The organism is Klenkia sp. AC732 (assembly GCF_979256525.1).
Genome location: NZ_CEEDOS010000001.1, coordinates 114,467 through 125,371, shown reverse-complemented (window position 1 = coordinate 125,371; position 10,905 = coordinate 114,467). Strand labels below are relative to the sequence as shown.

The 10,905-nt window shown below is 75.7% G+C and carries 14 protein-coding genes; 5 read left to right on the top strand and 9 right to left on the bottom strand.

Annotation, left to right across the window (positions count from 1 at the left end):
• The first annotated feature begins 29 nt into the window (after positions 1-29).
• Positions 30-998, top strand: coding sequence for an NAD-dependent epimerase/dehydratase family protein (locus tag AC0IVP_RS00615; protein WP_471753825.1), 969 nt, complete (start codon positions 30-32; stop codon positions 996-998).
• Between the two features lie 84 nt (positions 999-1,082).
• Entirely contained in the window at positions 1,083-1,319 is a 237-nt protein-coding gene (locus AC0IVP_RS00610) for a hypothetical protein (protein ID WP_056292540.1), read from the top strand.
• 32 nt (positions 1,320-1,351) lie between these two features.
• Here AC0IVP_RS00610 and AC0IVP_RS00605 read toward each other — a convergent pair whose 3' ends face one another.
• The 7 genes from AC0IVP_RS00605 to AC0IVP_RS00575 all read right to left on the bottom strand — a co-directional run bounded on the left by AC0IVP_RS00605 (position 1,352) and on the right by AC0IVP_RS00575 (position 6,856).
• Entirely contained in the window at positions 1,352-2,341 is a 990-nt protein-coding gene (locus AC0IVP_RS00605; RefSeq protein WP_471753823.1) for an LLM class flavin-dependent oxidoreductase, read from the bottom strand.
• A gap of 80 nt (positions 2,342-2,421) precedes the next feature.
• On the bottom strand, positions 2,422-3,201 hold the full coding sequence (locus tag AC0IVP_RS00600; protein ID WP_471753821.1) for an enoyl-CoA hydratase/isomerase family protein: 780 nt from the start codon (positions 3,199-3,201) through the stop codon (positions 2,422-2,424).
• Between the two features lie 43 nt (positions 3,202-3,244).
• On the bottom strand, positions 3,245-3,928 hold the full coding sequence (locus AC0IVP_RS00595; RefSeq protein ID WP_471753819.1) for a maleylpyruvate isomerase family mycothiol-dependent enzyme: 684 nt from the start codon (positions 3,926-3,928) through the stop codon (positions 3,245-3,247).
• Entirely contained in the window at positions 3,925-4,359 is a 435-nt protein-coding gene (locus AC0IVP_RS00590) for a hypothetical protein (RefSeq protein ID WP_056291929.1), read from the bottom strand. Before AC0IVP_RS00590 ends, AC0IVP_RS00595 begins: the two co-directional genes overlap by 4 nt.
• A 76-nt stretch (positions 4,360-4,435) precedes the next feature.
• Positions 4,436-4,570, bottom strand: a complete 135-nt coding sequence (locus AC0IVP_RS00585) for a hypothetical protein (RefSeq protein ID WP_255352970.1) — start codon at positions 4,568-4,570, stop codon at positions 4,436-4,438.
• 76 nt (positions 4,571-4,646) lie between these two features.
• Positions 4,647-5,915 (bottom strand): nickel-dependent lactate racemase, encoded by a 1,269-nt coding sequence (gene larA / locus AC0IVP_RS00580; protein ID WP_471753817.1) that lies wholly within the window; start codon positions 5,913-5,915, stop codon positions 4,647-4,649.
• The gene (locus AC0IVP_RS00575) at positions 5,912-6,856 is read right to left on the bottom strand and encodes an alpha/beta hydrolase (protein WP_471753815.1); all 945 of its coding nucleotides are present in this window, start codon (positions 6,854-6,856) and stop codon (positions 5,912-5,914) included. Before AC0IVP_RS00575 ends, larA begins: the two co-directional genes overlap by 4 nt.
• Positions 6,857-6,908: 52 nt before the next feature.
• Between AC0IVP_RS00575 and AC0IVP_RS00570 the strand changes: the two genes are divergently transcribed.
• Positions 6,909-7,799 (top strand): SMP-30/gluconolactonase/LRE family protein, encoded by an 891-nt coding sequence (locus AC0IVP_RS00570; RefSeq protein ID WP_471753813.1) that lies wholly within the window; start codon positions 6,909-6,911, stop codon positions 7,797-7,799.
• Position 7,800: 1 nt separating this feature from the next.
• On the opposite strand, the gene AC0IVP_RS00565 is transcribed toward AC0IVP_RS00570, so the two are convergent.
• Positions 7,801-8,070, bottom strand: a complete 270-nt coding sequence (locus tag AC0IVP_RS00565) for an ArsR/SmtB family transcription factor (RefSeq protein WP_471753811.1) — start codon at positions 8,068-8,070, stop codon at positions 7,801-7,803.
• Between the two features lie 140 nt (positions 8,071-8,210).
• On the opposite strand from AC0IVP_RS00565, the gene AC0IVP_RS00560 reads away from it, so the two are divergent.
• Positions 8,211-8,570 (top strand): YciI family protein, encoded by a 360-nt coding sequence (locus AC0IVP_RS00560; RefSeq protein ID WP_056291933.1) that lies wholly within the window; start codon positions 8,211-8,213, stop codon positions 8,568-8,570.
• Positions 8,564-9,790, top strand: coding sequence for an RNA polymerase sigma factor (locus tag AC0IVP_RS00555; RefSeq protein ID WP_471753809.1), 1,227 nt, complete (start codon positions 8,564-8,566; stop codon positions 9,788-9,790). Before AC0IVP_RS00560 ends, AC0IVP_RS00555 begins: the two co-directional genes overlap by 7 nt.
• Here AC0IVP_RS00555 and AC0IVP_RS00550 read toward each other — a convergent pair.
• A complete protein-coding gene (locus tag AC0IVP_RS00550) occupies positions 9,783-10,901 on the bottom strand; it encodes a serine hydrolase domain-containing protein (RefSeq protein ID WP_471753807.1) in 1,119 nt (372 codons plus the stop codon). The genes AC0IVP_RS00555 and AC0IVP_RS00550 overlap by 8 nt on opposite strands.
• Between the last annotated feature and the right edge of the window lie 4 nt (positions 10,902-10,905).

The following is a 10,905-nucleotide window of genomic DNA, read 5'->3' as shown; positions in this document are numbered from 1 at the left end:
GCCCCGTCGTCGGCGGAGAGGTCCCCCCGATGCGCGCACGACCCACCCGGCACGCCCTGGTCACCGGCGGCGCCGGCTTCCTCGGCTCCCACCTGTGCGAGCAGCTGCTCGCCGACGGCGCCCGCGTGACCTGCATGGACGACCTGTGCACTAGTGACGGCAGCAACGTCGACCACCTGCGCGACGACCCGCGGTTCAGCTTCGTGCACCACGACGTCAGCGAGCCCTTCACCACCGCCGACGACGTCGACCTGGTGCTGCACTTCGCCTCCCCGGCGTCCCCCGCGGACTACCTGCGGCTGCCCGTGGAGACCCTGCGGGTGGGCAGCGTCGGCACCTGGCACGCGCTGGAGGCGGCCCGCCGGACGGGCGCCCGGATGGTGCTGGCCTCGACGTCGGAGACCTACGGCGACCCGCAGGTGCACCCGCAACCCGAGAGCTACTGGGGGCACGTGAACCCGGTCGGCCCGCGCGGGGTCTACGACGAGGCCAAGCGCTTCGGCGAGGCGATCACCACCGCCTACCGGGCCGCGCACGGCGTGGACACCGCGATCGTGCGGATCTTCAACACCTACGGCCCGCGGATGCGCCGCGAGGACGGCCGGGCGATCCCGACCTTCATCGCCCAGGCGCTCAGCGGGCAGCCGATGACGGTCGCCGGGGACGGCTCGCAGACCCGGTCGGTCTGCTACGTCGACGACACCGTGCGCGGCGTCCTCGCCGTGGCCGGCTCGGACCTGCCGGGGCCGTTCAACGTGGGCTTCCCGGAGGAGCGCTCGGTGCTGGACATCGCGCGCGCGGTGGCCGCCGCGGCCCGGGTCGACGTGCCGGTCGAGTCCATCGGGCGCCCGGTCGACGACCCCACCGTGCGCTGCCCGGACATCACCGCGATCCGCACCGCGCTGGGCTGGGAGCCGCAGGTGTCCTTCGCCGACGGGCTGGCCCGCACGGTGGCCTGGTTCCGGCAGACCGCGCCGGCCCCACTCGCCACCGTGTGACGGCTGGGGCGGGTGGGGCGTCCGGGTCTGGGACACGGCGCCGCCTGCCCGGCCGGGGCACGATGAGCGGTCACCCTGTGGCGCATGGGTTTCCGCTACCGGACGGCGCGCGCCGAGATGATGGTCGGCTCCCTCGTCGGTGCCGGCTCGCGCCCGACCCTGATCGGCCCGGCGCACGCCACCATCGGCAGCTCCGCCGGCGGCCGCCGGAACTCCCTCTGCGGCGCCTACGTCACCCACGACGACGACGTGGCGTGGCCACCGGAGCCCGAGGAGATCGCGCACCTGTGCCCGACCTGCAGCCAGCTCGCCGAGTGGTGACGAGCCGGCCGCGGGAGCAGATGACCGCCTGACTAGGCGGCGACGGTCTCCATCGCCTCGGCCAGCAGCTGCACCGAGCGCAGCCGCTGCTCCACCGTGCCGGAGGCGTGGCCGACGATGACCTCGTCGGCGTCGGCGAACCGGCGGAAGTCGACCAGCTGCTCACGCACCTCGGCCGGGGTGCCGACGGCGGAGTGGGTCATCATCGAGTCGATCTGGGCGCCGGCGCCGGAGTCCAGCAGCAGCTGGGCCTCCTCGTCGGTGAAGGTCTTGCCGCGGCCGAACAGCAGGGTCGCGCGGGCCCGGCGGACGACCTCGAACTGCTCCCGGGCGTCCTCGGCGGTGTCGGCGGCGATGACGTTCGCGCCGGCGATGACGTGCGGGGCGTCCAGCTGCAGCGAGGGCTGGAAGTCGCGGCGGTAGATCTCCACGGCGGCCTGCAGCGCCTGCGGGGCGAAGTGCGAGGCGTGCGCGTAGGGCAGGCCCAGGGCGGCGGCGAGCTGGGCGCCGAAGGTGGAGGAACCCAGGATGTAGAGCGGGACGCGGCGGCCCTTGCCGGGGGTGGCGTCCACGCCCGGGACGCGAGTCTCGCCGGCGAAGTAGGCCTGCAGCTCCAGCACGTCCTGCGGGAAGCGCTCGCTGGAGCGCGGGTCGGTGCGCATCGCGTACATCGTGTTCTGGTCCGAGCCGGGCGCGCGGCCCAGGCCCAGGTCGATCCGGCCGGGGTACATCGCGTCGAGGGTGCCGAACTGCTCGGCGATCACCAGCGGCGAGTGGTTGGGCAGCATCACGCCGCCCGCGCCGAGCCGGATCGCCTTCGTGTGCGCGCCGACGTGGCTGATCAGCACGCTGGTCGCCGAGCTCGCGATGGCGGCCATGTTGTGGTGCTCGGCGTACCAGACCCGGGTGTAGCCGTGCTCCTCCGCGGCCTGCGCCAGGGCGACGCTGTGGGCGATGCTGTCGGTGACGGTCTCGCCCGGGGCGACGGGGGCGAGGTCGAGGACGGAGAGCGGGAAGGACACGGGGCGGGCCTCTCTGGTCGGAACACGGAGCCTCGCGGCTCCTGTCAGGTCGAACGTCCCGGGACCATCCGCATTCCCGCTCAGCGGCCGGTCCAGGTCGGCGGGCGCCTGTCCAGCTGCGCCGCGATGCCCTCCTTGCGGTCCTCGGAGAGGTAGGGGTTGGGGCCGACGTCCAGCCGCAGGGCCTGCCACAGCGGCAGTTCCAGGCCCTTGACCGCGGTCTCCTTCATCCGGCGCACCGAGAGTGGCGCGTTGCCGGCGATGGTGGTGGCCAGCGCGATGGCGGTGTCCAGCACCTCCTCGCGCGGGACGAGCCGGTTGACCAGGCCCCAGCGGGCGAGGTCCTCGGCGTCGACGTGGGCACCGGTGTAGAGCATCTCCAGCGCGATCCCCATCGGGATCCGCTTGGGCAGGACCACCGAGCCGAAGTTGGCGCCCATCCCGATCTTCGCCTCCGGCAGCCCCATCGGGACGCCGGGGGCGGCCACCCGCAGGTCGCAGGCCAGCGCCAGCTCGAACCCGCCGGCCACCGCGGCCCCGGTGACCGCGGCGACGATCGGCACCGGCACCTCGGTGACCACCTCGAACAGCGAGCGGCCGGGCCGGGACATCGGCGGGCGGAAGGGCTCCCCGCGCTCGTCGGCGGCGCGGATCTCCTTGAGGTCGAACCCGGCGCAGAACGCCGGGCCGTTGCCGGCCAGCACCACGGCCCGGGTGCCGTCGGTGCCTGCGGTCAGCAGCTCCTCGACCAGGTCGGCCTGCAACGCCGAGGACAGCGCGTTGCGCCGCTCCGGCCGGTCCAGGGTGAGCAGCCGCAGGTGGTCGCGGGTCTCGACGACCAGGCCCGAGTCGTGTCGCATGCGCCCGACCCTGCGGTGCGCGCAGGGCCGGGGCAAGCCGGACTCACAACCAGGCGGGGACCCTCGGCAGCCCACCGGTGAGCCCGGCGCCGTCCGAGCGCCCGGTCACCCAGGCCACCAGGTCCGGCAGCGACCCGGTGACGACGGTCGAGCCGCTCCCCCAGCTCGCCTCGCCGGCCCGCAGCGTGAGGTCGGGCTGCTCGCCGCGGTGCGCCCACATGGCCAGGACGTCGTCCAGCAGCGCCGCGAGGACGTCGTCGGGCAGGTCCTCGAAGCCCACCCCGGCAGCCAGGTCGACGGCGTGCACGTACACCTCGCGGCAGCGCATCCAGACCACCTCGGAGGCCGGCACGGTGCGCCCGGAGAAGGTGGCCACCTCGTGCTCCCAGGCGTCGGCGGGCAGCTCCTGGACGGCGGTCACGAACCGGACCACCGAACCCAGCACCTCCGCCCGCAGCGCGGCCGGGGACAGCGCCGTCGCCGACTCGATGCCCGCGGCCCGGTCCGCGGGCGAGGCGTACATCGGCGTCCGGTCACCGGTGCGCGCCCAGGTCAGCAGGTTGACCAGGGCGTCGGCGTTGCGGGCGACGTGGGCCAGCAGCTGGTGCCGCGACCAGCCCGGCAGCAGCGAGGGGTCGGCGAACTCCGGGTCGGTCAGCCGGCCCAGCGCGGTGGCCAGCAGCTGCTCGCCCTCGGCCCAGCTGTCCAGGGTGTCCGGGGTGGTCACGGCCGGGGGCCGGCGAGCCGGCGGGCGGTCTCGGCGGCGCCGTCGTCCAGGCCGTCGGTGCCCGTGCTGCGGTGCAGCGCGACCTGGTCGGCGATCCACTGCTGGTGGGCGTCCCAGGCCTGCCCGGCGTCGCCGTCCAGGGCAGTGGCGACGTCGGCCCAGCCGGCCCCCTCGCGCAGCGCGGCGTGCATGCCCAGGTGCCGGCTGTCGTGGGCCTTGCGGAACACGACCTCGCCCAGGGCCAGCAGCTCCAGCGCCTCGTGCCGGTCCAGCGTGGTGCCGGTGTTGCGCAGGTCGGCCAGGAAGTCGTCGGCGTCGGCCGGGGTGGTGGCCTCGACGACACCGGCGTCCCGGCGCGACAGGAAGTCGATCCGGTTGGCCGCGGTGACCAGGGTGACCTCGTCCTCGAGTTCTCGTGGCGTGATGCTCATGCCCCCACCCTCCCGCAGGACGACGACGGCCGCCGTCCCCGGGGGGACGGCGGCCGTGCGTGCGGAGCGGGGTGGGTCAGGCCTTGCGGCCCTTCTTGGCCCGGGCGTCGGCGATCATCTGCTTTGCCTTGGCCTGGTTCTCGGGCTTGCGGGCCGCGGCGATGACCTTCTGCGCCGCGGCTCCCTTGAGCAGTCCACTGAGCATCCCCACGGGAGGCCTCCTCGGTCGTGTCGGGTCGGAGAGAGCTGTATGCCCGGTGCGGACGAGGTGCACACGCCAACCACTCTCAGCGCACGTACGGGATCGTCTGCGGCCCCTCGGGCAGCACGCAGACCGTGGCCGGACGACCCAGCCGGGCCGACTCGGCGGCGATGGTCCCGGCGATGTCGGTCGTCCGGGTCAGGTGGGCCTCCGCGAGCTCCTGGGCGGTGAGCCCGTCGGTGTACACGGTCACCCGGTGCGCGGCCTGGATCCGGGCCTGCACCTGGACCTGCCACTGGTCGGGCACCGTCTCGGGCCGGGCGACGATGAGGTCCAGCAGCGCCTGCGGGCTCGCCGCGGAGGTCAGCACGTCGCGGTAGCCGCCGTGGTCGGGGAACCCGTCGGAGCACTCGGCCGCGACGACGACCAGGCCCCCGGGGCGGCAGACCTGCGCGGCCGCGGACATGCCCTTCACCGACTGGTACAGGTTCTGGTCCAGCGGGAACCCCGACCCGGTGGTGACGACGACGTCGAACGGCGCGTCGACGGCCACCATCGCCACCTCCCGGCAGCGCTGCACGGCAGCGGCGTGCATGGCGAGCAGGTCGCCGCCGAACGCGGCCACCACCTGCTGGTCGGCGTCGAGGACGACGTCCAGGGCGAAGGTGGTGCCGGTGGCCGCGGCGATCGCCCGGACGTCGTCGTGCACCGGGTTGCCCTCGACCACACCCCAGGTGGCGCGGGGGTCCCCGATCCGGGCGGCGTCGTGCAGCACCAGCACGGTGTCCAGGCCGGCCAGGCCGGGGGCGACCATCGTGGGCCCGCCGGAGAACCCGGCGAAGAAGTGCGGCTCGACGAAGCCGGTGGTGATCCGCACGTCGGCCTGCACCCAGGTGGTCATCAGCGTGACCGGGACACCGGCGCCGTGCGTGCCGACGTCGGTGTGCGTGCCGGTGGCGCGGGCGTCGTGGTCGACGACCCGGACCCGGTCCAGCAGCTCCCGACCGAACATCCCCTCCAGCTCGGCCGGTGTGGAGGCCCGGTGGGTGCCGGTGGCCACCAGCACGGTGACGTCGGCGTCGTCGACGAGACCGGCCAGCTCGTCGAGCACCGCGGGCACCATCAGCTGCCGCGGCTGGGGCCGGGTGACGTCGCAGACCGAGATCGCCACCGTCTGCCCCGGCCGGACCCGCTCGCGCAGCGGCGGGCCGGCGACCGGGTCGCGCAGCGCCCTGCGCAGCTCGGCGACCGCGTCGGCGGCGGCCCGCGGGTGTCGCGGGGTGACCACGACGGCGTCGTCGGGCACCTCGACGTGCAGGCCGTTCCGTCCGTAGGCCAGCCGCACCCGGGTCACGGGGCCACCGCGCCCACGGCCCGGTCGAACGCCGCGCACATCAGGTCGTAGACGACCCGGGTGGCCGCCGATCCCGGCGCGAGGACGTCGAAGGCGTGCGGGACCCCGGGCACCAGGTGCAGCTCGACGGGGACGTCGGCGTCGACCAGCCGCGTCGCGTAGGCCAGCGCCTCGTCCCGCAGCGGGTCGTTGCCGGCGACCACCAGGAACGCCGGGCACAGGCCGGCGAGGTCCTCGGTGCGGTTCGGGAACACGTACGCCGGGTCGTCGGTGCGGCCCTGCCGGACGTTCGCGACGACCTGCCGGACCTGCCCGCCGGTGATGACGGGGAAGTCCGGGGCGAGGCGCGACGGGTGGTCGCGGTCGTCGGTGTTCGGGTACAGCGCGAGCTGCAGCGCCGGGACGACCGCGCCGTCGTCGCGGGCGACCTGGGCCATCGACAGCGCCAACGCTCCCCCGGCGCTGGTGCCGGTGACGACGACCCGGCGGGCGTCGACGTCCTCCCGGGCGGCGGTCCAGCGGACGGCGGCCCAGCAGTCGGCGAGCATCGTCTCGGCGGGCACGTCGGGCGCGAGCCGGAAGTCCACGCTCACCCCGACCGCGCCGCAGCGCCGGGTCAGCTCCAGGCAGCGGGCGTGCTCGGTGTCCAGCGAGCCGAAGGACCAGCCGCCGCCGTGGAAGAGCACGTAGGCCGGGGCACCCGCGGCCGGCGTCGTCGGCCGGTAGACCCGGACCGGGACCGCGTGCCCGTCCGGGGCGGGGACCGTCGTCTCGGTGATCGCGACGCCCTCGTCGTCGGCCGGCACCGGTCCGCGGGCCCGGGCGGCGGCCAGGAACGCCGGGTCGGTCATGTCGACCGCCCCGCGGGAGCCGGCGGCGCCGGCGTCCACGGCGGCGAGCACGTCGGTCTGCCAGGTCTGCGAGGCGCGCGGGGACGTCATGCCCGGCACCCTGCCACCGCCGTCGTGACCGGCGTCACCCTAGGGTCCGGCCATGACGCTGACGACGCTGCTGACCGGTGGTTCGTTCTTCGAGGGCCCGCGCTGGCACCAGGGCCACTGGTGGGTCTCGGACTTCTACCGCGGCCAGGTCCTGCAGGTCTCCCCCGCCGGCGAGGAGACGGTGGTGCTGGAGGTGCCCACCCAGCCCTCGGGCTCGGGCCGGCTGCCCGACGGGTCGCTGGTGCTGGTGTCGATGACCGACCAGCGGCTGCTGCGCTGGGACGGCAGCGAGCTGGCCACCTACGCAGCGCTCGCGCCGTTCTGCGGCGGGCTGCTCAACGACCTGGTCGTCGACGCCGCCGGGCACGTCTTCGTCGGCGACTTCGGCTTCGACCTGATGGCCGGCGGTGCGCCCGCCCCGGCGTCGCTGAAGCGGGTCGACCCCGACGGCACGGTCACCGTCGTCGCCGAGGACCTGCTGTTCCCCAACGGCATGGTGATCACCGCCGACGGCGGCACGCTGCTGGTCGGGGAGACCCTCGGCAACCGGTACACCGCCTTCGACCTGGCCGCCGACGGCTCGCTGTCCGACCGCCGGGTGTGGGCGGAGTTCGGCCCGGAACCCACCGGCGGCACCCTGGACGAGGTGCTCGGACAGCTGGTGGTCGCCCCCGACGGCTGCACCGGGGACGCCGAGGGGCACGTCTGGGCAGCCGACGCGGTGGGCGGGCGCGCCGTGCGCATCGCCCCCGGCGGCGAGGTCGTCGACCAGGTCGTGGCACCCGAGGGGCTCGGCGTCTTCGCCTGCGCCCTGGGTGGGGACGACGGCCGGACCCTGCTGCTGTGCTGCGCCCCGGACTTCCTGGAGCACGCCCGCCGGCCGGTCCGGGAGGCCGTGCTGCTGACCACCACGGTCGACGTCCCGCACGCCGGCCGCCCCTGAGTCAGCGGCCGCGGTGGTGCTCCAGCCAGACGGCGACCAGCTCCAGGACGTCGGCCTCCAGGTGCACCGGCCGCCGCTGCGCCTCGGCCCGGCGGCTGACCAGCCCGGCGTCCTCGAGCACCCGCAGGTGCTTGGAGACCGCCTGCGGCGTGACGTCGTAGTGCCCGGCCAGCTCCGTGACAGTCGCGTCCCCGTGCCGCAGCCGCCCGACCAGGTCCCGCCGGATCGGGTCGGCCAGCGCCGACAGCACCCGGGACAACGCATCCGCCACGCGGGTAGCCAACCACCCGGTTGCGCACGACGCCGGGAGATCGCGGGGCGGACCTGTCGATCGACGGCGGGGCCGTTCGTGGAGAGGGTGGGACCGGCACCGCGCCGGCCCACCCAGCCCGACCCACCCAGGAGACAGTCATGGCCCAGTACCTGCTCAGCGTCGTCACCCCCGGCTCCGGCACCGGGGAGCACCCGGTGCCCACCCCCGAGCAGCTCGAGCCGATCATGGCCCGGGTCGCCGCACTCCAGTCGGACATGCGGGAGGCCGGGGTGTGGGTGTTCTCCGGTGGGCTGGAGGCGCCCTCGACGGCGACCGTGCTCCGCCCCGCCGACGACGGCGGGCTGCTGACCGTGGACGGCCCGTTCGCCGAGGGCAAGGAGTACCTGGGCGGCCTCACCGTCATCGACGTCGCCGACCTGGACGCCGCCCTGGACTGGGCCGGCCGCACGGTGGCCGCGATCGGGCTGCCGATCGAGGTCCGGCCCTTCGCGTGGTGACGCCCGACCCGCTGGCCGAGGTGGAGCGGGTGTTCCGCGCCGAGCACGGCCGGGCCGTCGCCGGGCTGACCCGGGTGCTGGGCGACCTGGACCGGGCCGAGGACGCGGTCGCCGAGGCGTTCACGGTCGCCGTCGCCACCTGGCCGCAGCGCGGGGTGCCGCCGAACCCGGGCGGCTGGGTGGTGACGACCGCGCGCAACCGCGCGGTCGACCGGCTGCGCCGGGAGGCGGTCGGCGCGGCGAAGCTGGCGGAGGTCGCCCGCCTGCAGCACGAGCCGGAACCGGTGGAGGAGGGCGTGGTGCGCGACGACCAGCTGCGGCTGCTCTTCACCTGCTGCCACCCGGCGCTGGCCCCGGCCGCGCGGGTCGCGCTGACCCTGCGGCTGGTCGCCGGGCTGACCACCGCCGAGATCGCCCGGGCCGCGCTGGTGCCCGAGGCGACGGTGGCGGCCCGCATCACCCGCGCCAAGCACAAGATCCGGACGGCCCGCATCCCCTGGCGGGTGCCGGCCGAGGCCGACCTGCCGGACCGCTGGGCATCGGTGCTGGCCATCGTCCACGCGGTGGGCACGGAGGCGCACTCCCCCGCCGCGGGTGCCGAGGTCAGCCGGGACGACCTGCTGGAGGAGGCGGTCCGGCTGGCCCGGTTGCTGCTCGAGCTGCGCCCCGCCGACCCCGAGGCCACCGGCCTGCTCGCCCTGCTGCTGCTCACCGCGTCCCGCCGGCCCGCCCGGGTGGCTGACGGCGCGCCGGTGCCGCTGGACCGGCAGGACCGCCGTTCGTGGTCCCGGCCGCTGGTCGAGGAGGGCCAGGCGCTGGTGCGGGACTGCCTGCGGTGGGGCCGGCCGGGCCCGTACCAGCTGCAGGCGGCGATCGCGGCGGTGCACGCGGACGCACCCACCTGGGCGGCCACCGACTGGTCGCAGGTGGTGGCGCTGTACGACCAGCTGCGGGTGGCGGCGCCGTCGGCGGTGGTCGAGCTCAACCGGGCGGTTGCGATCGCCGAGCTGGACGGCCCGTCGGTCGGGCTGGCCCTGGTCGACCGGCTGGACCTGGACCGCTCGCCGGTGCTGCACGCCGTCCGGGCGGACCTGCTGCGCCGGCTGGGCCGGGACGACGAGGCCTGCGCCGCCTACGACGCCGCGCTGGAGCGGACGGCGAACGCCGCCGAGCAGGCCGATCTGCGCCGCCGCCGCGCGGGGCTGCCCGGGGTCAGCTGACCGCTTCGCGGACCGCCAGCCAGAACTCCTCCGGGCCGTCGTGCGGGCCGGTCATCAGCCGCTGGGTCAGCAGCACCGCGGCCAGGTCCAGTGAAGGGTCCACGTAGCCGGTGGTGCCGGTGCCACCGGTCCAGCCGAACCGGCCCGGCGTCGTCCACGGGTCGGTGACCTCCAGGGTCAGCTCCAGGTTCCCGGCCGCCCACGTGCGGCCGGGACCCAGGAAGGCCTGGGCTGCGGCCCGCTGACCGGGGGTGAGCCGGTCGGCCAGCACGTCGGCGGCGGCGACACCGGGCAGCCGGTCGTCGGCGATCGCGGTGAGCAGCCCCAGCACGTCACCGGCGGTGGACACCAGCCCGCCACCCAGGGAGGGGAACACCGGCGGTCGGGTGAAGACGCCGTCCGGGGGGTCGAGGACGTCGAGGCCGTGCTCGCCGGGGGCGTACGCGGTGGGCAGCGGATCCGTCGTCCAGAAGGCGGTGTCGGTGAGCCCGAGCGGTCCGGTGACGCGCTCGGCGAGCAGTGCGCCCAGGTCGCGGCCGGTCGCCCGGGCCAGCAGCACGCCCAGCACGTCGCTGCCCGTGTGGTAGCGCCAGCCCTCGCCGGGCTGGTCGGTCAGCGGCAGTGCCCCCAGCCGGGCCAGCCACTCCCCCGGCTCGAGCGCCGGTGGCAGCGGACCCGGGCTGACGCCCCGCTCCCACATCGCGTGCGCCAGCGGCGAGGCGTCCATCCGCAGCCCCGACCCGGCCGTCATCTGCAGCAGGTCGGCCACCGTCACCGGGGCGCGGGCCGGCACCCGGGTGCCCAGGTCGGCGTCCGGGACCACCAGCACGTGCAGGTCGGCGAGCTCGGGCAGCCACCGGGTGACGTCGTCGTGGAGCGCCACGGTGCCGTCGGCGACCAGGCCGAGGGCCAGCACCCCGCCGAACGGCTTGGTCAGCGAGGCGATCCGGAACGGCGTCCGCGGGGCCATCGGGCGCCCGCCGCCGACCTCGTGCGTGCCGACGGCGTGCACGTGGGTCCGGCCGGCGTGCCGGACGGCGGCCACCGCGCCCGGGTAGCGGCCCTGCGCCACGTGCCGGTCCAACAGGCGGGTCAGTGCGGTGAGGTCCACGGGG